The 22,570-nt window shown below is 61.6% G+C and carries 23 protein-coding genes and 1 pseudogene; 12 read left to right on the plus strand and 12 right to left on the minus strand.

The features are described from left to right. The first annotated feature begins 1 nt into the window (after position 1). On the plus strand, positions 2-619 hold the full coding sequence (locus AC2EBU_RS11420) for a TorD/DmsD family molecular chaperone (RefSeq protein ID WP_484610541.1): 618 nt from the start codon (positions 2-4) through the stop codon (positions 617-619). 174 nt (positions 620-793) lie between these two features. On the opposite strand, the gene AC2EBU_RS11425 is transcribed toward AC2EBU_RS11420, so the two are convergent. From AC2EBU_RS11425 to AC2EBU_RS11435, 3 genes and pseudogenes are all read right to left on the minus strand, one after another. Then, positions 794-1,219, minus strand: coding sequence for an ATP-binding protein (locus AC2EBU_RS11425; protein WP_484610588.1), 426 nt, complete (start codon positions 1,217-1,219; stop codon positions 794-796). Positions 1,220-1,333: 114 nt separating this feature from the next. Beyond that, positions 1,334-2,839, minus strand: a pseudogene (locus tag AC2EBU_RS11430) (cache domain-containing protein); the annotation flags it as partial. Then, a complete protein-coding gene (locus AC2EBU_RS11435) occupies positions 2,836-4,245 on the minus strand; it encodes a sigma-54-dependent transcriptional regulator (protein ID WP_484610542.1) in 1,410 nt (469 codons plus the stop codon). The gene AC2EBU_RS11435 and the pseudogene AC2EBU_RS11430, both read right to left, overlap by 4 nt. Before the next feature lie 419 nt (positions 4,246-4,664). Between AC2EBU_RS11435 and AC2EBU_RS11440 the strand changes: the two genes are divergently transcribed. The 9 genes from AC2EBU_RS11440 (at position 4,665) to fdhF (ending at position 16,127) form a co-directional block, all read left to right on the plus strand. Beyond that, the gene (locus tag AC2EBU_RS11440; RefSeq protein ID WP_484610543.1) at positions 4,665-4,880 is read left to right on the plus strand and encodes a formate dehydrogenase; all 216 of its coding nucleotides are present in this window, start codon (positions 4,665-4,667) and stop codon (positions 4,878-4,880) included. Positions 4,881-4,897: 17 nt separating this feature from the next. Beyond that, positions 4,898-7,861, plus strand: coding sequence for a formate dehydrogenase subunit alpha (locus AC2EBU_RS11445; RefSeq protein ID WP_484610544.1), 2,964 nt, complete (start codon positions 4,898-4,900; stop codon positions 7,859-7,861). Between the two features lie 12 nt (positions 7,862-7,873). Next, positions 7,874-8,479 carry a formate dehydrogenase FDH3 subunit beta gene (gene fdh3B / locus AC2EBU_RS11450; protein ID WP_484610545.1) on the plus strand — a complete coding sequence of 202 codons (606 nt, stop codon included), beginning with the start codon at positions 7,874-7,876 and terminating at the stop codon, positions 8,477-8,479. After that, complete coding sequence (locus tag AC2EBU_RS11455) at positions 8,476-8,718, plus strand: hypothetical protein (RefSeq protein WP_484610546.1); 243 nt, start codon at positions 8,476-8,478, stop codon at positions 8,716-8,718. Before fdh3B ends, AC2EBU_RS11455 begins: the two co-directional genes overlap by 4 nt. Positions 8,719-8,728: 10 nt before the next feature. Further along, positions 8,729-9,940, plus strand: a complete 1,212-nt coding sequence (locus AC2EBU_RS11460; protein ID WP_484610547.1) for a formate dehydrogenase subunit gamma — start codon at positions 8,729-8,731, stop codon at positions 9,938-9,940. A gap of 15 nt (positions 9,941-9,955) precedes the next feature. After that, entirely contained in the window at positions 9,956-10,318 is a 363-nt protein-coding gene (locus AC2EBU_RS11465) for a hypothetical protein (RefSeq protein ID WP_484610548.1), read from the plus strand. Positions 10,319-10,361: 43 nt separating this feature from the next. Continuing rightward, positions 10,362-11,255 (plus strand): formate dehydrogenase accessory sulfurtransferase FdhD, encoded by an 894-nt coding sequence (locus AC2EBU_RS11470; protein WP_484610549.1) that lies wholly within the window; start codon positions 10,362-10,364, stop codon positions 11,253-11,255. Between the two features lie 106 nt (positions 11,256-11,361). Continuing rightward, positions 11,362-13,251, plus strand: a complete 1,890-nt coding sequence (locus AC2EBU_RS11475) for an NADH-ubiquinone oxidoreductase-F iron-sulfur binding region domain-containing protein (RefSeq protein ID WP_484610550.1) — start codon at positions 11,362-11,364, stop codon at positions 13,249-13,251. Then, positions 13,248-16,127: a formate dehydrogenase subunit alpha gene (gene fdhF / locus AC2EBU_RS11480; protein ID WP_484610551.1), complete on the plus strand. Its 2,880-nt coding sequence runs from the start codon at positions 13,248-13,250 to the stop codon at positions 16,125-16,127. Before AC2EBU_RS11475 ends, fdhF begins: the two co-directional genes overlap by 4 nt. A 94-nt stretch (positions 16,128-16,221) precedes the next feature. Here the strand turns inward: fdhF and AC2EBU_RS11485 are convergent, their stop codons facing one another. From AC2EBU_RS11485 to AC2EBU_RS11525, 9 genes are all read right to left on the minus strand, one after another. Further along, positions 16,222-16,536, minus strand: a complete 315-nt coding sequence (locus AC2EBU_RS11485; RefSeq protein ID WP_484610552.1) for a helix-turn-helix domain-containing protein — start codon at positions 16,534-16,536, stop codon at positions 16,222-16,224. After that, positions 16,502-16,750 (minus strand): type II toxin-antitoxin system RelE/ParE family toxin, encoded by a 249-nt coding sequence (locus AC2EBU_RS11490; protein WP_484610589.1) that lies wholly within the window; start codon positions 16,748-16,750, stop codon positions 16,502-16,504. The genes AC2EBU_RS11485 and AC2EBU_RS11490 overlap by 35 nt, the downstream gene beginning before the upstream one ends. A 147-nt stretch (positions 16,751-16,897) precedes the next feature. Beyond that, the gene (locus AC2EBU_RS11495; RefSeq protein ID WP_484610553.1) at positions 16,898-17,197 is read right to left on the minus strand and encodes a BrnA antitoxin family protein; all 300 of its coding nucleotides are present in this window, start codon (positions 17,195-17,197) and stop codon (positions 16,898-16,900) included. Beyond that, complete coding sequence (locus AC2EBU_RS11500; RefSeq protein WP_484610590.1) at positions 17,151-17,444, minus strand: BrnT family toxin; 294 nt, start codon at positions 17,442-17,444, stop codon at positions 17,151-17,153. The genes AC2EBU_RS11495 and AC2EBU_RS11500 overlap by 47 nt, the downstream gene beginning before the upstream one ends. A 145-nt stretch (positions 17,445-17,589) precedes the next feature. Then, on the minus strand, positions 17,590-18,009 hold the full coding sequence (locus AC2EBU_RS11505) for a hypothetical protein (protein WP_484610554.1): 420 nt from the start codon (positions 18,007-18,009) through the stop codon (positions 17,590-17,592). Between the two features lie 167 nt (positions 18,010-18,176). Beyond that, positions 18,177-19,399, minus strand: a protein-coding gene (locus AC2EBU_RS11510) for an IS3 family transposase (RefSeq protein ID WP_484610555.1) whose coding sequence is annotated in 2 segments (ribosomal slippage) — positions 18,177-19,141 and positions 19,141-19,399 — 1,224 coding nt in all. Because the reading frame shifts where the segments join, the coding sequence is not laid out codon by codon here. A 265-nt stretch (positions 19,400-19,664) separates the two neighbouring features. Beyond that, positions 19,665-20,279, minus strand: coding sequence for a hypothetical protein (locus AC2EBU_RS11515; RefSeq protein WP_484610556.1), 615 nt, complete (start codon positions 20,277-20,279; stop codon positions 19,665-19,667). A gap of 158 nt (positions 20,280-20,437) precedes the next feature. After that, a complete protein-coding gene (locus AC2EBU_RS11520) occupies positions 20,438-20,929 on the minus strand; it encodes a hypothetical protein (RefSeq protein WP_484610557.1) in 492 nt (163 codons plus the stop codon). A gap of 17 nt (positions 20,930-20,946) precedes the next feature. Further along, a complete protein-coding gene (locus AC2EBU_RS11525; RefSeq protein ID WP_484608768.1) occupies positions 20,947-21,399 on the minus strand; it encodes a hypothetical protein in 453 nt (150 codons plus the stop codon). A 335-nt stretch (positions 21,400-21,734) separates the two neighbouring features. On the opposite strand from AC2EBU_RS11525, the gene AC2EBU_RS11530 reads away from it, so the two are divergent. Both AC2EBU_RS11530 and AC2EBU_RS11535 read left to right on the plus strand, forming a co-directional pair. Then, positions 21,735-21,914: a hypothetical protein gene (locus AC2EBU_RS11530; RefSeq protein ID WP_484610558.1), complete on the plus strand. Its 180-nt coding sequence runs from the start codon at positions 21,735-21,737 to the stop codon at positions 21,912-21,914. Between the two features lie 67 nt (positions 21,915-21,981). Next, on the plus strand, positions 21,982-22,557 hold the full coding sequence (locus AC2EBU_RS11535) for a flavin reductase family protein (RefSeq protein WP_484610559.1): 576 nt from the start codon (positions 21,982-21,984) through the stop codon (positions 22,555-22,557). Positions 22,558-22,570: the final 13 nt, after the last annotated feature.

Genomic DNA, 22,570 nt, shown 5'->3' on the forward strand with positions numbered 1-22,570 from the left:
CATGACCGAACGCCTTTCCGTGTCGTCTGCTCTTGACGAAGAAACCGCCCGTGCCGAGGTTTACGGGCTGCTGGCCGCGCTGTATTACGCTCCGCCCAGCGCCGAACTGCTGGCCCAGCTGCGGGTGGCCGTGACCGAAGCGCCCGCGGCCGGGGGCTTTCTGGAAGAGCCGTGGCGCCAGTTCGTGGGTGTCGTGCGGTCGCTGAGCGACGAGCAGGTCGCCAATGAATACGATGCCCTGTTCGGTGGGGTGGGCAAGCCCGAGGTCTATCTCTTCGGCTCCTACTACCTCAGCGGTTTCCTCAATGAGAAGCCGCTCGCCGCCCTGCGCGCGGACCTGTCGGCCTTGGGTCTGGCGCGAGACGAGACCATCCCTGAAACCGAAGACCACTTTGCCTGTGTCTGCGAAGTCATGCGCTATCTGATCGCCGGTGACGATGCGGCGATTGCAAACCTCACGCAGCAGCAGAAGTTCTTCAGCGCGCATGTGCAGTCCTGGGTGACTCCGCTGTGTGATGCCATCACCGCGCACCCCAAGGCGAACTTTTACGCGGCACTGGCGGCCTTCACCGCGGCGTTCGCCAACGTCGAAACGCAAGGATTCGACCTGATGGCCTGATCGGCAGGTCTCGCTGGGGGGTGCTTACGGCTTGAACCTCTGGATTCAAGCCGTTTTGGTTCATACCCAGCAGAAAAAGGTCACTTTACGCTATCGTAATAATATCGATCCAGCGATCCAGCGATCCAGCGATCCAGCGCTTGGGCGTGCGCAGAGGCTGCACTGCGTCAAATCTCAGGCGACGCCGGGGCGCCCATCGCGCGTTTTCAGCGATTCAGGGGCCTGTGGTTCGGTCAGGAGTCGCACGCTGAAAACGGCGCCACGATTTCCGTCCTCGCGGTTGCCGGCGCTGATGCTGCCGCCGTAGCGTTCGACCAGCCCCAGGCTGATCCACAGGCCCAGTCCGTTGCCATCATTTTTGGTGGTGAAGAACGGGCGAAACAGGTGCTCGGCCGCGTCGGGCGCCAGCCCCGGACCCGAGTCCTGGATCTGTAGTTGTGCGCCGGGCTCGCCATGACCGTTGGCCCAGTTCCCGGTCCTCAGGTGCAGCTGGCCGCCTCGGGGCATCGCCTGGATGGCATTGATGAGCAGATTGATGATGACCTGCTGCAGTTCCTGCCGGTTGAAGCCCACGTGTTGTGTAGCCCGCATATCCCGCATCACCTCAATGCGGGTCTGCGCCAAAAGGTGCGCGACCAGCACCAGGCTGTCGTGCACCGTCTGGTTGAGGTCCAGCGTTTCGACGTAGCCTGCATATTCGGTGGGTCGGGCGTACTGCAGAAGCTGGGTGACGATCAGGCGCATGCGCTCGACCTGCTCATCGAGCAGGCTGAGTTCGGCCTTTACCGGGTGGGCCTGGCTGCCCAAAGTGTCGCGGATCAGGTCAAGGTTGCCCTGCATCACCGCGATCGGGTTGTTGATCTCGTGGGCTATGCTGGCCGTGAGCTGGCCGATGGCGGCGAGTTTTTCGCTCTTGACCAGGTGCTGTTGGGCCAGTTGCAGGGACGCATTGCTGGCTTCCAGCTCGCGCGTGCGCTCAGCGACCTTGCGGTCCAGTTCTTCGCCCCAGCGGCGCAGCGCGTTGGTCTTGTCATCGATCACGTCGAGCATCTGGTCCAGGTGATTGGCCAACGCGCCCAGTTCGTCGCGGGCCGCGATCGGGCCCACGCGCGCCGCGGCATTGCCGTCTTGCGCCTGCTGCATCGTGCGGTTCATCTGTTCCACCGGCCGAAAAATGCTGCGTGCCCAACGGATCGACAGCAGGGCTGCCACCGCCATGACGCCCAGAAAAATCAGTCCCATGACGACGAGCATGGCGTGACGTACCCAGCGAAAAGGGGATTCGAGGTAGCCTACGTAAAGCATTCCCACGCGTTGGCCCCGCGCATCCATCAGGGGCTCATAGGCGGAAACATACCAGTCGTTGACGACAAACGCCCGATCCAGCCAGATCTGCCCTTCGCCCAGCACATGGTCGCGTACGGTGCGCGACACCCGGGTCCCGATCGCTCGCTGATCCTGGAACAAGCGCACATTGGTGGTGATACGCACGTCGTCCAGAAACAGCGTCGCCGTACCCTCGCTTCCGAACGGCAAGGCGCCTTCGGGATACACGATGCGGTTGATGTGATCGATGAAGTTCAAGTTCTGGTTGAGCAGCAGGCCGCCGACCAGCACCGCCACGGGCTGGCCTTCGGCGCCCAGTACCGGCTGCAACGCGAGAAGGACCATGGCGCGGTCCTCCACGATCCGTGAATCGGGTGCGGCATTGCGGGTATCCATCAGCGGAATGTGCAATCGCGGCAGGAGCGGAGGTGCCAGGGAGGCCAGTTCGTCGCGGGTCAGGCGCACGATCTGCGCGGCGCCGGTCTCTGAAAGCGGCTGTGCGAAGGGTTCCAGCATCGGCCCCAGCGCCAGGGGCAGGGGGTTTTCGGGGTCGTTGTGGCGATAGAGAACCAGGAAGTCGAGGCCAAGTTCGGCGCGGTCGTTGGCAAGCTGTTCGGCGAGCTTGCCATTGTTCATAGCTTCGCGAATTTTCTGCGACCGGGCAACTCCCCGCGTGCCACTGCCGATTTCAATCAGAGTCTGGTCGAAATAGCCTCGCGCAACCGAGAGGTCGCTGCGTACCTTGGTGATGAGCAAACGGTCGTAGGTGATGCTGCTCCAGATCGCGATCGCCAGCACCAGGAGCGGGAAGACCACCAGCAAAGGCAGGAGCGCCATCGCCAGCAGCTTGTTTCGGACCGACCCGATCAGCCATTGGGGCTTGGGCAGGATCATCGGCGTTCGGGGTGTGCAGCATCGGTTGCAGCCCACTCGGTGACGCGGCGCTCCAGTGTGCGGCGCGAAACGCCCAGGATTTCTGCGGCGCGGCTCTTGTCCCCCTGAACCGATTCGAGCACGGAAAGAATATGGTGCTTTTCCAGGGTGGCGAGGTCCAGTGAATCTCGGCTTTTCAACGCGGTGCCGTATGCCGAATTGCCCGGGTAAAGGGCCGAAACATTCAGGGCTCCAAGAATCAGGGAGCGCTCGAGCAGGTTGCGCAGTTCCCGGACGTTGCCGGGCCAGCTGTACTGCGCCAGATAGCTCAACTCCTGCTCGCTGATGGAGAGCGGTTCGACACGCAAAGTCGGGGCAAGTCGCTCCATGAAATGCCTGACCAGCGCCGGTATGTCTTCCTTGTGCTCGCGCAAAGGTGGCAGGGTCAGTTCAACCACCTGGAGGCGAAAGTACAAATCCTTTCTGAAGCGCGCAGCAGAAACCTCTTCTTTCAGATTCCGATTGCTCGCCGCGATGATGCGCAAGTTCAACGGCACCGTTTGGCTGCTGCCCAGTGGGCGGATGGCCAGCTCTTCAATGGCGCGCAGCAGGGCCGCCTGCACCGGGGCTGCCAGTTCGGCGATTTCATCAAGAAACAGGGTGCCGCCTTGGGCATAGTGGAAGAGGCCTTCGCGGGCGCGCGTGGCGCCGGCAAACGCCCCCCGTGCATGTCCGAAAAGTTCGATCTCCAGGCTTTCAGGAGAGACAGCCGCGCAATTGATCGGAACAAACGGACCCGCACTGCGGCTACTGAGCGCATGAATTTCTCGGGCAACCAGTTCCTTGCCCGTGCCGGACTCCCCTTGCAACAAAATCGTGCTGTCAACGGATGCGACCCTCTCGATGGCGGCCCGAAGCGCTTTCATGACAGGTGTCTCGCCGACCAGTCCGGCCCGGTGCCTGCGACCGCTGGCGTCGGCTCGCCGCAGAACATAGTTCTCTTTTCGCAAGCGTGCCCGCTCGTGGCATTGTTTTACCGCGTTGAGGATCTGGGGCACCCGAAATGGCTTGAGTATGAAATCCGAGGCGCCGGCTCGCAGCGACTCGATCGCGGTATCCAGATCAGCAAAGGCAGTAATCAGCACCACCTCGCCGGCAAACCCTTGTTCCCGCAGTTCCTTGAGCCATGAAACGCCGCTTTGTCCGGGTAGCGAGATATCCAGGATGATCAGGTCGAAATGGTGACTGCGCAGCCATTCCGAACCCTCTTCTGCGCTACCGGCGCTCATGACGAAATGGCACCGAGGCGCCAAGGTTTTGACCAGAAAGTTCAGCATCCCCCGCTCGTCATCGACGATCAGGATGGACCAATCAGGCCAGCCCCCCAGGCTTTGTCCGGGTGTTCGATTGAAAAGCGGTGTCTCCACGCGGCGGGATTCTACGGATGTACCCCACTGAAATACTCGGGAAAAGACGGAAAAACCACGTGCCCGAGTCGGGGAAGACCGCCTTTGGCGCGCGACAAAATGTCGTGGCGCCCCAGGACAGCTTGACGCGATTGCGGCAAATCGTTTCCGGCTTGCGGCGTGACACGGGTAGCCTGAGGTCGGACTTGGCCTGATAAATCGGCGGTCGCTTATGGCACGTTTCTGGCTAGAAGGATTTCATCGACGCGTCCCCGGGTCGTCGCGGAGGTCCCTGATCCCGCGTCGCGCAACCACGAATTCGCGCAGACGGGTAACTGCGCTTGTCAGTCCGGTTTGAGCGGGCTAGAGTTCACCTATGAAAAAAGGGCCATAGCTGCAGGTCGGTCTGCGGTGTGGTCCCGATTCGCGAGGAGACGCCCATGAGCCAAGCCCCCAACGAGAAACAGCCGTCACTACGTCGGCGCAGCCTGTTCGCAGGTGCCGGAGTGGTCGGTGCCGCCGCCGCTGCAACCGCGGTGTTGCCGTCGATTCGGCCTGAAGAGCTGCCAAGCCAGCCCAAGGTGGCGCCCGCTCGCGGCGGCGGCTACAGCCTCTCGGAACACGTCAAGCATTACTACAAGACCACCCGCATCTGACCTTGAGGAGCCCTACGATGTTGCTGACAAAAAAATCAACCAGCCAGGTGTCCGGGCGTCGGTCGCAGCCGGCCTTTGTTCAGAGCTTGCAGCGCGGTCTTGTCGCAGCGTTGCCGACGCTGGACCGCAGGTCCTTCCTGCGCCGTTCGGGACTGGGGGTCGGTGTCGGGCTGGCCGCGTCGCAGTTGATGCTGGTCAAAAAGGCCCGGGCTGCGTCTGGCGGTTCGATTGATGGCACCGGGAAGATTGAGGTCCGTCGTACCGTCTGTACCCATTGTTCGGTTGGATGCGCGACCGACGCAATCGTCGAGAACGGTGTTTGGGTCCGTCAGGAGCCGGTGTTCGATTCCCCGATCAATCTTGGCGCGCATTGTGCCAAGGGCGCTGCGTTGCGTGAACACGGCCACGGCGAGTTCCGTCTGCGTTCGCCCATGAAACTGGTGAACGGCAAGTATCAGCGCATCAGCTGGGACCAGGCTCTCAACGAAATCACCGAGAAAATGAAGGCGTTGAAGGCGGCCAGTGGACCGGACTCCGTCTACTTTGTCGGTTCTTCCAAACACAACAACGAGCAGGCATACCTGTTGCGAAAGTTCGTGAGTTTCTGGGGTACCAACAATTGCGACCATCAGGCGCGTATCTGCCACTCCACCACAGTGGCCGGTGTTGCCAATACCTGGGGTTATGGGGCAATGACCAACTCGTACAACGACATGCAAAACAGCAAGTGCGCGTTGTACATCGGCTCGAACGCTGCAGAAGCCCATCCGGTGTCCATGCTGCACATGCTGCATGCCAAGGAAAACGGCTGCAAGATGATTGTGGTCGATCCCCGGTTCACCCGCACAGCAGCACGTGCCGACGAATACGTTCGGATTCGTTCGGGCACCGATATTCCGTTCCTGTTCGGCCTGCTGCATCACATTTTCAAGAACGGGTGGGAAGACAAGAAATACATCAACGACCGTGTCTACGGCATGGACAAGGTGCGCGACGAAGTGTTGACCAAGTGGACTCCGGCCGCCGTTGAGGAAGCCTGTGGTGTCGGTGAAGCCCAGATGGTGAAAGTCGCAAAGATGCTCGCGGAGGCCAAGCCGGCGACCGTGGTCTGGTGCATGGGGCAAACCCAGCACACCATCGGCAATGCGATGGTCCGCGCATCATGCATTTTGCAATTGGCACTTGGCAATATTGGCAAGAGCGGTGGCGGCACCAACATCTTCCGTGGTCACGACAACGTTCAAGGGGCAACCGACGTCGGGCCGAACCCCGACTCCTTGCCGGGCTACTATGGACTGGCCGCCGGATCGTGGAAGCACTACGCGGCCGTATGGGGCGTCGACTACGAATGGATCAAGAAGCAGTATGCCGATGGCATGATGGAAAAGCCCGGCATCACCGTGTCCCGCTGGATCGATGGCGTTCTGGAAAAGAACGAGTTGATTGACCAGGGACCGAACCTGCGCGGTGTTTTCTTCTGGGGCCATGCGCCCAACTCGCAGACGCGAGGGCTCGAAATGAAACGGGCCATGGACAAGCTGGATTTGCTGGTGGTGGTCGATCCTTACCCATCGGCGACTGCATCGATGGCGGCAATGCCGGGCAAGCCCGAGGACCTCAACCCCAATCGGGCGGTGTACCTGTTGCCAGCGGCGACCCAATTCGAGACCAGCGGGTCTTGCACCGCGTCCAACCGGTCAATCCAATGGCGCGAAAAGGTGATCGAGCCGTTGTGGGAAAGCCGAAGCGACCACATGATCATGTACCAGTTCGCGCAGAAGCTCGGTTTCGAGAAAGAGCTGTGCAAGAACTACAAGATGCAAAAGGTCAAGGGCATGGACGAGCCCGTGGTTGAGGATATCCTGCGTGAAATCAACCGGAGCGTCTGGACCATCGGCTACACGGGGCAGAGCCCCGAACGCCTGAAAGCGCACATGCGCAACATGGGTGCTTTTGATGTCAAGACGCTCAAATGCAAAGGCAAGGTGGTTGACAAGGCCACTGGCTATGACATGTCGGGCGATTATTTCGGACTGCCATGGCCCTGTTATGGCACTGCGGAGATCAAACACCCGGGATCGCCCAATTTGTACGACACGTCGAAGCACGTCATGGAAGGCGGCGGCAACTTCCGCGCCAATTTCGGTGTGGAGCGCGAAGGCGTGAGCTTGCTGGCGGAAGACGGGTCCTATTCTGTCGGGTCCGAAATCACGACCGGCTACCCCGAGTTCGACCATGTGCTTTTGAAGAAACTCGGCTGGTGGGATGATCTCAGCGAGGCCGAGAAGGCCAAAGCCGAAGGCAAGAACTGGAAGACCGACCCGACCGGCGCCATCATCCGGGTTGCCATGGCCCACGGATGTCATCCGTTCGGTAACGCCAAGGCCCGGGCCATCGTCTGGAACTTCCCGGACGCGATCCCGCAGCACCGCGAACCCGTGTACGGGACGCGCCCGGACCTGATTGCCAAGTATCCCAGTCATGCCGACCAGAAGACGCGCTGGCGTCTGCCGATCCTCTACAAGTCCTTGCAGGACAAGAACGTGGCCGACAAGGTCCACGAAAAGTACCCGCTCATCATGACATCGGGGCGACTGGTCGAATACGAAGGTGGCGGAGAAGAGACCCGGTCCAACCCGTGGCTCGCCGAACTGCAGCAGGAAATGTTTGTGGAGATCAACCCTGCCGTGGCGGCGGCTCGTGGCATTCGCAATGGCGAGAGAGCCTGGGTCACCACGCCAACAGGGGCCCGGATCAACGTTCAGGCGCTGGTAACCGAGCGCGTGGACAAGAACACCGTGTTCCTGCCGTTCCACTTTTCGGGGCATTGGCAGGGTCAGGATCTGCGGGCCCACTATCCGGCGGGGGCGGCGCCCGTGGTCCGTGGCGAAGCAGTCAACACGGCCACGACCTATGGTTATGACATCGTGACCATGATGCAGGAAACCAAAACCACCGTTTGCAACGTCGAACGCGCATAAGGAGACGGCACCATGGCACGAATGAAATTCATCTGCGACGCAGAGCGCTGCATCGAATGCAACGGCTGCGTCACCGCCTGCAAGAACGAGCACGAAGTCCCCTGGGGTGTGAACCGCCGCCGTGTGGTCACGCTCAATGACGGCGTACCCGGAGAAAAGTCGATCTCTGTCGCATGCATGCACTGCAGCGATGCACCCTGTATGGCGGTCTGCCCGGTGAACTGTTTCTACCGGACGGACGAAGGCGTCGTGTTGCACGACAAGGACGTCTGCATCGGTTGCGGTTACTGCAGCTATGCGTGTCCTTTTGGCGCGCCCCAATTCCCGTCCGCCGGAGCCTTCGGCGTGCGCGGCAAGATGGACAAATGCACATTCTGTGCAGGTGGTCCGGAAGAGCATGGCAGCCAGGCCGAGTTCGAAAAATACGGACGCAACCGCCTCGCGGAAGGCAAGCTGCCGGCTTGTGCCGAACAATGCTCCACAAAGGCCTTGCTGGCCGGCGATGGCGACGTGGTCGCCGATATTTTCCGCAGCCGCGTCTTGCGCCGGGGCAAAGGCGCCGAAGTCTGGGGCTGGGGAACCGCCTACGGCACGGCACAGGGAGGAGCGAAATCGTGAAATATCTGATCATCAGGACGGCAGGGGCCATGGCGATTGGGATGGCCCTGGGTGCCTGTGGCGACAAACCCCAGGGAATGGGCGGGGTTCGCTCCGACAGTGCGCCCTACACGGGCGTTGGCAAGAGCCAGTATCAGCAACCCGGCTGGAAAGCGGGCGACAAGAACAGCTGGGAACAGCAGCTCAAGGTTCGTGCCCAATACGGTCAAAACGACTATTCCCGCGTTGCCAGCCAGTAAGGAGCCGCTGATGAGCCCATCTTGTTATGCCCGCCTGCGTGGCTGGGGGCTTGCGTTGTGCCTCATCGGCAGCGCAGGCGTGGCGACGGCCCAGGCCACCAAAGGCCAGCTTCCGCCCGATGACCCGCCCCCTCAGGCTGGCCAGGCGGCGCCGGCGATGGGGGGCATTCAAAGTGCGAACATCTTCCAGATCGCTCCCGGTGCCGACACCGACCCCAACTACGCCAAACAATCCAACGCACAACGTGGCCAGGTTCAGCCCGGTAACAACGCTCCCGTGTGGCGCGATGTGGCCAAGGGGGTTACGGGCTACAGCAGCCTGCCGGTGGCGCAAGCTCCCGAAGCGGGGAATCTGATCCAGCCATTTGTCCAGTACCCCGGCTCGCGGCTGACAACGGCTGGTGAGGCCTGGCGTCAGGTGCGCAATCAGTGGCTGATTCCCTATGGAGGATCATTGTTGCTGATCGTCCTGCTGGCGATTGCAATTTTCTACAAGACCAAAGGGACGCTGGGTGGCCATCTGCCGGATACCGGGCGCAAGATCGAGCGTTTTACGCCCTTTGAACGGGCAGCCCACTGGAGCAATGCCGGTGCCTTCATCGTTCTTGCAGTCTCCGGAATCGTGATGGCGTTCGGCAAGTTTTTCCTATTGCCCGTGATCGGTACGGCCTTGTTCGGATGGCTGACCTACGTGCTCAAGAATGTGCACAACTTTGTCGGCCCTTTGTTTGCCGTGTCGCTGGTCATCATCATCGTCACGTTCATCAAGGACAACATCGCCAATGCTGCGGATTTCGTCTGGCTGAGCAAAGCCGGCGGAATGCTCGGCGAACATGAAGTTCCTTCACATCGCTTCAATGCCGGCGAAAAGGGTCTGTTCTGGTGGGGGGTGACCATTCCCGGCATCGTGGTCGTAGGCTCGGGCCTGTTCCTGGACAAGTTGATACCCGGCTTGCTTTACCTGCGTGGCGACATGCAGATTGCGCACATGTTGCATCTGGCATGCGCGCTGGTCATGATGGCGCTGATCATGGGCCACATTTACATGGGTACGGTGGGTGTCAAGGGTGCTTTCGGTGCCATGCGGACCGGTTACGTCGATGAAGCCTGGGCCAAGGAGCACCATGAACTGTGGTACGACGATGTCAAGTCCGGAAAGATTCCGGCACAGCGCAGCAAGCCGGCTCCCGAGGCCCCGCTGAATGCGCCCGCCAATGCCTGAGCGAAGGAACAAAACATGAAACAACTGCTCTTGATTGCCGGCCTGCTGTCCGCGATGACGGCGGCCCATGCCAAACTCCCGGCCCCCGTCCTGGACGACGCGGCAAAAGCCAAGGCGGAAGAGGCCAAGGCCAAGACGGCACACGCCGGCAAGGTGGAAAGTTACCTGCTTTGCAAGTCGATGGACCGAACGGCCGCGCACTACTTCAAGTCGTCGAAAGCGGCCGGGAAAAGCGTGCCGGCGGCTCAGGCGTCTCCCGCCTGTGTCGACCCCGGTCCGTTTGGCTCGCCAGCGCCGGCGGTGGCTGCTGCCGGAAGCGCAGCGCCTGCCAAGGCGACCGGTCCCGCCGCCGCAGCCCCCAAAGCCAAAAAATCCTGAAATCGGGCGCGCCAGGTTTTCTGGCCGCTGAATTCCTCAACGCATGAATCTGGCCGATCTCAGCTGCCTGACGCCTGCGGGCTCTATGCCCTTGTCTGTAAATCCCCGTCTGACGCAGGCCCAGGCGGAGCTGACGCGCCCGCTGTCCGTTATCGACGAAACCGGACAATCCCGCACCATCCGTATCCCGGCGGAACGGGGCCTGACCCTGTATGTCGACAAGCGGGAACTGGTCACCCTCATGACCCTCGGCGCCCACCCGGAATGGCTGGTGCTGGGCTACCTGCTCAACCAGCGATTGATCGGTTCGGTGCGGGAGGTTGAGTCCGTCACCGTGGACTGGGATGTGGGCGCCGCCGCAGTCCGTACCCGCGACGGCATTGCCCGGATCGAAGAACGCACCGCGCGCCGGGTCGTTACGACCGGATGTGGTCAGGGCAGCGTATTCGGCGCCCTGATGGACGACGTCGACCGCATTGCACTGCCGCCCGAGGCCCGGCTGCGCCAGTCGCAACTCTACGATATCGTCAACACCATACGCGTGCACGACAGCACCTACAAGGCAGCCGGCTCGGTTCACGCCTGCGCACTGTTTGTGGACAACCGCTTGTTGTTGTTTGTGGAAGACGTCGGTCGTCACAATGCCGTCGACACCATCGCTGGCTGGATGGCGTTGCAGGCTGACCTGCCCCGCGGCGAAAGGGTGTTCTACACCACCGGTCGATTGACCAGCGAGATGGTCATCAAGTCGGCCCAGATGGGCGTGCCGGTTGTCATTTCCCGCAGCGGCATCACGGAAATGGGCTTGCATGTCGCACAACGGGTCGGGCTCTGTGCAGTCGGGCGCGCCACCAATCGGCGTTTTCTTTGTTTTGCCAACGCCCATCGCATTGTTTTCGACGAATTGCCGGGCACTGAACCCGTGGCGACCGCCTGACGCGTTCGCCTTTTGCGCTCTGGGGTCTGCGGCCCCGTCGCCATCCCAATCCCTACGGACTGACTCGGATTCTTGACCTGACATGGCATTGCGCTAGTCTCGCAGGATGAATGCCTCTGTCTCCCTGACTGAACACCCTTTGCATCCCCGGGGGCGCGCGCGCGACCGTCTCAAAGGCCGCCAGCCTGATCCCCAAGCCTTGCGCGAAGTGAGGTCGCTGATCGGCGACCCTCCGGCCTGCGGCCATCCCCGTGACCGCCTGATCGAAAACCTGCACCTGCTCAACGACCACTTTCGCGCCTTGTTTGAACGGCACCTGGTCGCGCTGGCGCATGAAATGCGACTGCCGATGGTCGAGGTCTTCGAGGTCGCCAGCTTCTACCATCACTTTGACATCCTCAAAGACGACGCCATGGCACCCGCGCTGACCGTGCGCGTGTGTGGCGGCCTCAGTTGTGAAATGGCCGGTGGGCGCGATCTGCTGGCCCGACTGCCGGCCTTGCTGGGAAGGACCGTGCGAATTGTCGAAGCACCGTGCATAGGCCGTTGCGCGCAGGCACCCGCGGTACTGGCGGGTCCGGTTGCCGTCCCAGAGGCCACGGCCCAGACCGTCACGGACACCGTCCACGGACTGGTGAACACGGTGTCCGGTGTGCCCGATGCCCTCGCTGTCACTCCCCAAGACTCCGCAGGCCGCGATTTGACGCAAAACCAGCCAATACCCATCGTAAAAAGGTCGCTGTATGCTATGAAAACAATAGTATACGACGCCTACCGCGCTGCCGGCGGCTACGGCCTCGCAGCCGCCGTGGTCAACGGGGAACACGATGCCGAGGCAGTGCTCCAGGCGCTGGAACATGCCGGTCTGCGCGGTCTGGGCGGCGCCGGATTCCCGGCCGGGCGCAAGTGGCGCATCGTGCGCGCCGAGCCGACACCTCGCCTCATGGCCGTCAACATCGACGAAGGGGAGCCTGGCACGTTCAAGGACCGCCACTACCTGGAGCGCGATCCACACCGTTTCCTGGAAGGGGTGCTGATCGCTGCGCAGGTGGTCGGGACCGAAGCGGTCTACATCTACCTGCGCGACGAATATCACGAATGCCGGCATCTGCTGCAACGTGAAATTGCCGCGCTGCAGGCCAATCCGCCCTGTCCGCTGCCCCGTATCGAACTGCGGCGCGGCGCCGGTTCGTATGTCTGTGGCGAAGAGTCCGCGATGATTGAAAGCATCGAGGGCAAACGTGGCGAGCCGCGCATGCGCCCGCCCTACATCGCCCAGACAGGCCTGTTCGGCCGGCCCACGCTGGAACACAACTTCGAGACCCTGTACTGGGTGCGTGACATCGTCGAAAAAGGCCCCGGGTGGTTTGCCAGCCACGGCCGTCACGGGCGCAAGGGCCTGCGGTCCTTCAGTGTCAGCGGGCGGGTCAAAGAGCCCGGAGTCAAGCTCGCCCCGGCCGGAATCACCCTGCGCGAGCTGATCGCCGAGTACTGTGGCGGCATGGCCGAAGGCCATGAGCTGTATGCCTACCTGCCCGGGGGGGCCAGTGGGGGCATCCTGCCCGCCACGCTGGCCGATGTGCCGCTGGACTTCGACACCTTGCAGCCCTATGGCTGCTTCATTGGCTCGGCCGCGGTCATCGTGCTCAGCCAGCACGACCGCGCCCGCGATGCCGCATTGAACGTGATGCGTTTCCTGGCCGACGAAAGTTGCGGCCAGTGCACACCGTGCCGTGTCGGCACGGCCAAGGCCGCGCGGCTCATGGAAGCCGACCAGTGGGATGCCGACACGCTGGACGACCTGGCCCTGGTCATGGGCGACGCATCGATCTGCGGCCTGGGGCAGGCCGCGCCGAACCCGATCCGTTGCATGCACAAGTTCTTCCGCCATGAGGTGGGTGAGGCCCCCTGGCCCGGTGACTTGCCCAAACCCCGTGGCAAAGGCGCCCACACCGAGCCGGCACGCCCTTCCAACGATCCGGAGCCCCGCGCATGACCACAACAGACCAGGACAAGGCCATCCGCTTCGAGCTCGATACCGAACTCGTGAGCGCGCTTCCAGGCGAAACCATCTGGTCCGCCGCGCGCCGCCATGGCGTGCTGATTCCGCACCTGTGCCACAGCGACGGCCTGCGCCCCGATGGAAATTGCAGAGCTTGTGTGGTCGAAATCGAAGGTGAGCGCACACTCGCACCCAGCTGCTGCCGGTCCCCGTCACCCGGACAGAAGGTTTTCGCGAACAGCCCGCGGGCCCGAAAAAGCCAGCAGATAGTGCTGGAGCTCTTGCTGGCCGATATGCCGGACAGCGGCTACAAATGGAACGACGCCACGCATGGATCGGGGGCATCGTCCGTCCCACACGACGCCGGCCCCCACGGCGAGTTGAGCGCGTGGGCTGCCCGCATGGGGGTCAAACCGCGCCCCGCGCTGTCGGCGCTGCGTGGCGGGCCCACCGCCGGCGAAACCGCCGGCCCGCAACGGCATGACCTGTCGCACCCGGCGATGGCCGTCAACCTGGACGCCTGCATTCAGTGCAACCGTTGCCAGCGTGCCTGCCGCGAGGTGCAAGTCAACGACGTCATCGGGCTCGCGTTTCGCGGTGCGCACACCCAGGTGGTGTTCGATCTGGGTGACCCCATGGGCGAAAGCAGCTGTGTCGGCTGCGGTGAATGTGTGCAAGCGTGCCCGACTGGTGCGCTCAGTGCCAAAACGCTGATCGGGTCGCAGCGGGTGGATCGCACCGTGGACACCGTCTGCCCCTATTGCGGTGTGGGCTGCCAGATGCGTTACCTGCTGCGTGACGGGCGCATCGTTGGCGTCGAAGGCCGCCCCGGGCCGGCCAACGAAGGCCGCCTGTGCATCAAGGGCCGTTTCGGTTTTGACTACGCGCACCACCCGGCCCGCCTGACCCGGCCGCTGATCCGCAAGCCCGGCGTGTCCAAGGATCCCGACCATCTGCACCGCGACCTGCACTGGAGCGAAGTTTTCCGTGAAGCCAGCTGGGACGAAGCGCTGGACCTCGCTGCCGGCAAGCTCAAAGCCCTGCGTGATACCCACGGCAAGAAAGCACTCGCCGGCTTCGGTTCGGCGAAGGGCAGCAACGAAGAAGCCTACCTGTTCCAGAAGCTGGTGCGCACGGGCTTTGGCAGCAACAACGTCGACCACTGCACCCGCCTGTGCCATGCTTCCAGTGTGGCGGCGCTGCTGGAGGGCGTGGGGTCGGGGGCGGTGAGCAACCCGATCAAGGATGTGGAACACGCCCAATTCATCCTGGTCATCGGCTCCAACCCCACCAGCAATCACCCGGTGGGTGCCACCTGGATCAAGAACGCCGTCGCCCGCGGGGCCAAACTGGTGCTGGCCGACCCGCGGCGGACCGATCTGGCCCGCCACGCCTGGCGTGTGCTGCAGTTCCGCGCCGATACCGATGTGGCGCTGCTCAATGCCATGTTGCACGTCATCGTGACCGAGGGGCTGATCGATGAGGTCTTCATTCGCAACCGGGTGGACGAATATGACGCGCTCAAGGCCAACGTGCTGGACTACAGCCCCGAACGCATGGCCCCCGTCTGCGGCATCCCGGCGGAAACGATTCGCGAAGTGGCGCGCGCCTACGCCACCAGCCAGGCGTCCATGATCCTGTGGGGCATGGGCGTGAGCCAGCATGTGCACGGCACCGACAACGTGCGGTGTCTGATCGCGCTGGCCAGCATCACCGGCCAGATCGGCCGCCCCGGCACCGGCCTGCACCCCTTGCGCGGCCAGAACAATGTGCAAGGCGCCAGCGATGCCGGGCTCATTCCCATGATGTACCCCAACTACCAGCGGGTCATCAACGCCGAGGCCCACGACTGGTTCGAAGCATTCTGGAACACCGAACTCGATCGCCAGCCCGGCTACACCGTGGTCGAAATCATGGGCAAGGCGCTAGCCCCGGACAGCGACCCGCACAAAGTGCGCGGGATGTACATCATGGGCGAGAACCCCGCCATGAGCGACCCCAACCTGAACCACGCGCGCCACGCGCTGGCCAGCCTGCAGCACCTGGTGGTGCAGGACATCTTCCTGACCGAGACCGCCTGGCTGGCCGACGTGGTGCTGCCCGCCAGCGCCTGGCCCGAAAAAACCGGCACCGTCAGCAACACCGACCGCACCGTGCAACTCAGCCACCAGGCGTTGCAACCACCGGGCGAAGCCCGCGCCGACCTGTGGATCATCCAGCAGATGGCGCGCCGCTTCGGCCTCGGCTGGAACTATGAAAACGAGAGCGAAAACGCACCAGATGGCGCTGGCTATCATGGTGTGGAGCGTGTATTTGAAGAAATGCGCCAGGCCATGCACACCGCCATCGAAGGCGTTACCTGGTCGCGCCTGCAACGCGAAGGCGCCGTGACCTACCCCTGCCTCAGTGCCGACGACCCCGGGCAGCCCATCGTCTTTCACGACCATTTCCCCACACCCGACGGCCGCGTGAAGCTGGTGCCGGCCGATCTCATCCCCGCCAACGAGCGGCCCGACGCCGACTACCCCATGGTGCTGATCACCGGCCGCCAGCTGGAACACTGGCACACCGGCAGCATGACCCGGCGCAGCGGCGTGCTCGACGCCATCGAGCCGTCTCCCACCGCCAGCCTGCACGGCGACGACCTCGCCCGCCTGGGCCTGGCGCCCGGCGATGCGGTGCGGGTAGCCTCGCGCCGCGGCGACGTGGTGTTGACCGCCCGCCAGGACGACGGCACGCCGCCGGGCACGGTGTTCATTCCGTTTGCCTACGTCGAGGCTGCGGCCAACCTGCTCACCAACGCCGCACTCGACCCGTTCGGGAAGATTCCGGAGCTGAAGTACTGCGCGGTGCGGGTGACAGGGGTGTAGGGCGGGTCAGCAAGCGGAAAACGGGACGAAGCCCCAGCGCTTGATGGCCAGCGTGGCCTGCCTTTGGAGCTTCGCTTGAGCGAGGGGTTCGGCCTCACTGCGCAGAGACTGCCAGCACCGCCTTCGGATTCGTGCGAGCGATTGCAAGGAGGGTGCGTGCAGCGCCACTCGGCTGTTTGCGCCCTTGCTCCCAGCCCTGCAGCGTGCGCACCGAGACCCCTAACAGACTGGCAAACTGAGATTGGGACAGGCCTGTGGCTTCCCTTGCTTCGGTGGCCGACGAGACAACGACCTTTCCCTTTCCAGCCTTCATCTCCTTGATGGACTGCAGGATCTCCGCGCCGATGTCGCGCTTTGCTTCAAACGCGCTGATTTCAGTGGGGTTGAGCTTCTTGGTTTTCAAGGGCACGACGGATCTCCTTATGTGTGCTGAGGGAGATGTTCCCTGACTCTGACTTGGCATATAGCGTCAGCAGATAAACCTCGACTGCTTCGTTGCGTGCACGGTAGATGATCCTTACACCGCCAGACTTGCCCGTTCCTTCTCGCGCCCAGCGGACCTTGCGGATGCCACCAGAGCCTCGGATGACGGCGCCACATCTGGATTCAATGCGATGAACGATGCGAACTCGGCGCGCTCATCTTCGTCCCAGTACCGAGGCCAGAGCCTCTGAAAGATAGGACTCTCGACAACGGAGAGCATGTTTAAGCGATACGCCCAAGGCGCATGGTGGTCAACCGCGGGTGTTCTGTGAGGCCGAACGTCAAAGTCAAGCCGCGACACGCTTGCGCGTTGTCGCACTTGGACGACCAGTTAAATTTCGCGCCACTGCCGCGCGCAGCACCGCATTGATCCGTGACTGGTAGCCAGCACCTTGCGACTTGAAGAACTCCAAAACATCCGCATCCAAACGCACTGAGGTGAGCACCTTCGTCGGAGTGGCTTGCGGCCCACGTCCACGCTTCAGAACGGGCGCACCCAGCATGTCCTCAGTCCATGCAGGATTGTCGGGGTCGTTGACCTTAGCCGAGGTTTTCTTTGGCAGCTTGGCGGTAGTAGCGAGCTTCATGTTTTTCTGCCTTTCGCAGTGAAATGACGTGAGGCCCCTTCGGGCGCTCGGTGTAAACCATCACAACCACATTGGCCTCAAGAAGACCGAAGCAAACCAAGCGCTCTTCGCCATAGTCTTGCCGCTTGTCTTCGCGAGTCACCGTGAAGTGGTCCCAGATTGCATCGCATCCAACGAAGTCAAGCCCGTGATTCTTGATGTTCAGCTTGCGCTTTGATTCGTCCCATGTGAATATGGTTAATTGTATTTACAAAATACTGGAATGCAACGTGAAATTTGACGTAGAGGTGACCGGCACGATGCGGCAAGGGGCCGCACGGTGCACGATTTTCCACGGCACTGTGCGGCCCCTTGCCGCATCGTGTCCGCGTCGACCGACCAGTTAGATCGCTCTACCTCCATTGCCACCACCTCTTCTTCGGTTGTTCTGAGCGCCAGCCTATGCGCCCGTGCGAAAAGAGCTGACTCTCAAAGTCCGCCAACGAAGCACCGGTGGGAAGCACCTTTAGTAGCAAAGCGTCGGGGTCCGTCTGGTCATAACGGTCCCTGCCTGGAGGCGCACCCACAGAACGCCTGGCATCGACCTCGCCAGCTTGTTCGAAATGGCCGTAAGTGAGCTTCCCATCTTCGAACACTTGCGCCGAAATCTCGCGATTAGTGTCCTCCAGCGCGAAGTACGCCAATCTGGAAATTGACGACAGCGTCGCGGCCACCTCGGAAGCGTCTGCCCCGCGCGTCGTGCCAACGCCGTACCCAAGAATCAAGGCCGTCCATTCGAAGCGTGATAAGAACCATGCCTCGTCAGTGGGCACACCACCAACTGGAACCGGCGCGGGCGCCTCTCCAAGCGGTTCCCAGCCAATCGCTCCAACCGCGTTTAGCCAAGCATCCCGGCTCACTTCGCCTGAGGCCAGAAGAACGGAGTAACGCGAGCCCATTGGAGTTGACCCACTTCAGTGGACGGATATTGGTTTGATTCTCAAACCGTTTCGGGTGTCGTTTTGACATGGATGTTGGCATCTTTGACAACATCAAACTGGGCTTCGTGGTTCCTTTCGAAATTCAGGGGTGAGAGGTAGCCCAGGCCGCTGTGACGGCGCCGCGGGTTGTACCAGCCTTCAATCCAGGTGAAGACCGCCATTCGGGCTTGAGCCTTGCTCCGGAAGGTATTGCGCTCGATGAGTTCGCCTTCCAGGCTGGCGAAGAAGCTTTCTGCCATTGCGTTGTCGTAGGCATCGCCCACCGTGCCCATGGAGGGGCGAACCTGCATCTGCCGGCATCGTTCGCCAAAGGCCAGGCTCGTGTACTGGCTGCCCTGGTCGCTGTGGTGGATGACACCCTTGGGTTGGCGCTGCTCCAACGCCATGTTCAAGGCTGTCAGCACCAGCTCGCTCGTCATGCGCTCTCCCATGGCCCAGCCCACCACGCGCCGGCTCCAGACATCGATGACCACAGCCAGATAGAGGAAGCCCATCCAGGTCGGCACGTACGTCATGTCAGCCACCCACAGCTGGTTCGGACCTGTGGCGTGGAAACGCCGGTTGACCAGGTCGTTGGCCGGTGACTGACGCTTATCGCGACAGGTGGTGACGGTGAAGCCTCTGCGCTTGCTGATGCCATGGATACCGGCTTGCCGCATGAGGCGGGCCACACGCTGACGGCTGATGCACACGCCTTGCTCGATGAGCTCGGCTCGCACCCGAGGCATGCCGTAGGACTCGTAGGAGTCCTGGTGAATCTGGCGGATGTGCTCGGTCATGACCGCGTTGGCGATGCTGCGCTGGGACGGGGCACGGTCGCGCCAGGCATAGAAACCGCTGGCTGAGACACCGAGCACGCGGCACATGGTGCGCACAGGAAGGTCGGCCTGGTTCGCCATCACGAGTCCGAAGACTTCGTTGAAGTCGCATCGCTGCGACCGGCAAACCAGGCCGTAGCCTTTGCCAATATGTCGCGCTCCATCTGTACCTGGCGCAATTGCCGGCGTAAGCGCACCAGCTCTTCACGTTCGGCGGTGGTCAGACCTTCCTTTCCAGGCAAAGGCTTGCCGTCGTCGATGGCGGCTTGGCCAACCCAGTTGGTGATGGACTGAGCAGTGACACCGAACTCACGCGAGAGCTGCGCGGGTGAGCGGCCGGCTCGAACGAGCTCGACCATCTGCTGACGGAATTCCGCCGGGTACGGCGGTCGTACTTTGGACATTTGCGACTCCTTGAACACAAAGAATGAGGTGTCCACGGAACCGGGTCAACTCCACATGCGATCTAACGTTCGAGCTAACCTGGAGCCAACGGCGTGGGGGGGGGGGAGGGGGGGAAGGGGGGGGGGGGGGGGGGGGGGGGGGGGGGGGGGGGGGGAAANGCCAACGGCGTGGCGCAAAGCCCGCGCCACAGATAATGCACACTTGCACTGTGGCGCGGGCTTTGCGCCACGCCGTTGGCTCTCAGGTTGAGCGAGGGGTTAGGCCTCACAGCGGCGTGTAGGCTGGAAGTCGAATGCTGTTGGCTTTTGCGACTGCGATTACCTCGGCGTGGAGTTCATCGAACTCGGCGGCGGTTCTTGTGGCAAAGAATCTAGACCGATACTTTGTGTACTGAAGCTCTCCGACATAAGGGCGGACGATCTCAAAGGTACCTAGACTGTATGTAATGGTCTCGTTTATGTGCCGTTGCCTAAGGGCGCCAAAACCGACGCCGACGAATACGGCCATGGTAACTGCGTAGATAACCCAATATCCTTTCCTAGAGCGGATGAACTCGCGGAAAGGAGACCTCGTTCCTTCGGGACGCCGTTCGGTTGGGTGACGCTGAAGCAAGAAGAGATATGCGATGGGAAGCAGGCCGAGAAAGGTCGTGTAGAGCGCCAAAGAGTGCGCCTCGTGGAAACCTTTGGCTGCGTTCTCGTAGATTGAGTCGCGGTATGAAGTGTGCCCCCACGCAACCGCACCGACTGTCTGGCGCGTTAGCCAATCAAGGAAGGGCCCTAAGAAGCGTTCCCACAGGCCGCTTCCGATGGCGCCTAGAACGATCGTCGCCGCGACACCGGCGACGATCTTTAGTGCTTTTTTAAGTGTTTCGGACATGTGAGGAAGGGAAGCGAGTTTTGTGAGGCCTAACGTGCGAGTTAACCGGAACAGTGGGGCATGACGACGGCTGGGCGATAATGAAATGAAAGCCCAGACGGCGGCATGCCCCACTGTTTCCGGTTGAACGAATGGTTAGGCCTCATAGCGCACAGCCGCTAAGCGGGACCATAATTCTGCCAGGCCCATGTTCCAAGTTGCCAGATTGCCGCTGCGACGATTGAGGCAACAACGCCAAGAATGAAGCCAATGAAACGCTCTTTAGCAACTTGCTTCTGAGAAGGAATTCCCGCGAGTTGTTTAAACACCTCAATGTCGGATCTTGCGATATCTCTCACTGCAGTAAGTTCACGCTCAGCGGACTCTTGCTGGCTTCTTGCGGTGTTTAGCCGTTCTAGTGCGAGCGCAAGTTCTGCCTTGTTTTCTTCTGCAGCAGCCTTTAGTTCGTCGATTGCTCCAAGCGCCTCGCTTAGATTTCTGCGGGCTGCATCAATCTTCTGGATCCGTTGATCTACGCTTACGCGTTCGACTCTCTCTGGAAATAGTTCGACAGTTGGCTTTCCGTCTGTTATTCCGAATCGAAGCACGGGCTTCGTCCAAAGATCCAGTGCTTTGGACAAAACGGCTGCAAGCAGAGATGGTTCAATCATGAGGCCTAACGTCTGAATTAACCGGCTGGCGCGGCCTTATCGCGCCAGTCCGTGTTGAATGATGGGTTAGCCGTTTTTTGAGATGAATAACTCCCAAGCAGGCTCTCAATTATTTTGAGCAGTTCGTTGAAGCAGGCAACAGTTTCCTCCCAACTGAACTCGGGAAATTTGTTGTCGATGTGACTGACCTGTAACTGTATGGTGCGCTCCTGATCGCTGCCGACGGAATGAATCGAATCAAAAAACTGCCGTTCAGAGAAGTGGACGTAACCAGAGGTGAAGTCATAGACTTTGCGCGCCCACGGATGGGCTTTGGTCATTTGATCAATCAAATATCCGTCTACCAGAGCCTTGCCGTCGCGACTCTTGAACTTCTTAATCGGTGTGCCACCAATCAAGGCTTTAGCCATTGCTTCAGGTTCCTTAACGTAGGTATACGCAAGTAGGCGACTGACGGTGTCGAGTTGCATTCGAAGGATTGCACGAGAGCAAACCATATTCTGTGCTTGCACCATACTCAGCAAACCGCTCGCCAAACTCAAGGATCGCTTAACCGCCCCAATCATGACGAAGTCGAGGGTATACATGGGCGCGCTGGCACTACCCAGTGTCTGCATCCCAATAGATGGTAGGCGCTTTACCCAGGTCGTGAGCTCATCAAGTTCTGCGGCGAGTGGCATAAGACGGCTAACTGTGATTTACCTGACCAAACACCGGATACCCACAACCGTGGTCGTTAAACAAAGTCGCATGGCACCCCCAAAAATGTTTTGAAATCAACGGCATACGAGCGCAAACTGTATGCATGAACAGGTATAACAGATCCGACAAACCTGACTGGGTTCCTCCCCGGGCCGGCGAGCTGCTCGATCAGGTGCACGAACGGGTTCGCACCCTGCATGACAGCCTACAACCCGAGAAGGCTGTTGTCTACCGGGCCAGGGCATTTGTGTGGTGGGTGGCCCGCAGCCAGGGTGGGTTTTGACACCTGCGCGAAATGGAACGATGCCTGACCCGCCTGCGCGCGTACCGGTAGCGCTACAGTCCGCCCCATGACCCCCGCCCACTTCACCCCCGTCCCCCTCGACAAATCCTGGCGCCTGATGAACCACGGCCCCACGGTGCTGGTGTCGGCGCGGCATGGCGGCATCACCAATGTCATGGCCGCCGCCTGGGCCTGCGTGCTGGACTACGGGCAGACGCCCAAGGTGACGGTGGTGCTGGACAAGGCCACTTTCACGCGCGGGCTGATCGAGGCCAGTGGGTTCTTTGCCCTGCAGTTGCCGACGCGGGCGATGGCGACCTTGACCGTCGGCGTGGGCACGGACAGCGCCCGCGATGTGCCCGACAAGCTCGCCAGACACGGGGTGCGGATCTTCACCGCACCCGGCAGCGATCTGCCGCTGGTGGAAGGCTGCGTCGGCTGGCTGGCCTGCCGGCTGGTGCCGGAGCCGCACAACCAGCAGGCCTACGACCTGTTCATCGGCGAGGTGGTTGGGGCCTGGGCGGATGCGCGCGTGTTCCGTGACGGGCGCTGGCACTTCGAAGACGCGCCGGATGAGCTGCGCACCATCCACCATGTGGCCGGCGGGCAGTTCCTGGTGACGGGGGCGCCGGTGCAGGGCTGAACCTGCTGTGGCG

It is taken from the genome of Curvibacter sp. T50 (assembly GCF_057219955.1).

What these genes read in the sequence shown, in the direction of transcription:
- AC2EBU_RS11420 (WP_484610541.1), top strand. Translation starts at nt 2, where the DNA reads ATGACCGAACGCCTTTCCGTGTCGTCTGCTCTTGACGAAGAAACCGCC.
- AC2EBU_RS11425 (WP_484610588.1), bottom strand. Translation starts at nt 1,219, where the DNA reads ATGCGGGATATGCGGGCTACACAACACGTGGGCTTCAACCGGCAGGAA.
- AC2EBU_RS11440 (WP_484610543.1), top strand. Translation starts at nt 4,665, where the DNA reads ATGAGCCAAGCCCCCAACGAGAAACAGCCGTCACTACGTCGGCGCAGC.
- AC2EBU_RS11445 (WP_484610544.1), top strand. Translation starts at nt 4,898, where the DNA reads ATGTTGCTGACAAAAAAATCAACCAGCCAGGTGTCCGGGCGTCGGTCG.
- fdh3B (WP_484610545.1), top strand. Translation starts at nt 7,874, where the DNA reads ATGGCACGAATGAAATTCATCTGCGACGCAGAGCGCTGCATCGAATGC.
- AC2EBU_RS11460 (WP_484610547.1), top strand. Translation starts at nt 8,729, where the DNA reads ATGAGCCCATCTTGTTATGCCCGCCTGCGTGGCTGGGGGCTTGCGTTG.
- AC2EBU_RS11465 (WP_484610548.1), top strand. Translation starts at nt 9,956, where the DNA reads ATGAAACAACTGCTCTTGATTGCCGGCCTGCTGTCCGCGATGACGGCG.
- AC2EBU_RS11470 (WP_484610549.1), top strand. Translation starts at nt 10,362, where the DNA reads ATGAATCTGGCCGATCTCAGCTGCCTGACGCCTGCGGGCTCTATGCCC.
- AC2EBU_RS11475 (WP_484610550.1), top strand. Translation starts at nt 11,362, where the DNA reads ATGAATGCCTCTGTCTCCCTGACTGAACACCCTTTGCATCCCCGGGGG.
- fdhF (WP_484610551.1), top strand. Translation starts at nt 13,248, where the DNA reads ATGACCACAACAGACCAGGACAAGGCCATCCGCTTCGAGCTCGATACC.
- AC2EBU_RS11495 (WP_484610553.1), bottom strand. Translation starts at nt 17,197, where the DNA reads ATGAAGCTCGCTACTACCGCCAAGCTGCCAAAGAAAACCTCGGCTAAG.
- AC2EBU_RS11515 (WP_484610556.1), bottom strand. Translation starts at nt 20,279, where the DNA reads ATGTCCGAAACACTTAAAAAAGCACTAAAGATCGTCGCCGGTGTCGCG.
- AC2EBU_RS11520 (WP_484610557.1), bottom strand. Translation starts at nt 20,929, where the DNA reads ATGATTGAACCATCTCTGCTTGCAGCCGTTTTGTCCAAAGCACTGGAT.
- AC2EBU_RS11525 (WP_484608768.1), bottom strand. Translation starts at nt 21,399, where the DNA reads ATGCAACTCGACACCGTCAGTCGCCTACTTGCGTATACCTACGTTAAG.
- AC2EBU_RS11530 (WP_484610558.1), top strand. Translation starts at nt 21,735, where the DNA reads ATGAACAGGTATAACAGATCCGACAAACCTGACTGGGTTCCTCCCCGG.
- AC2EBU_RS11535 (WP_484610559.1), top strand. Translation starts at nt 21,982, where the DNA reads ATGACCCCCGCCCACTTCACCCCCGTCCCCCTCGACAAATCCTGGCGC.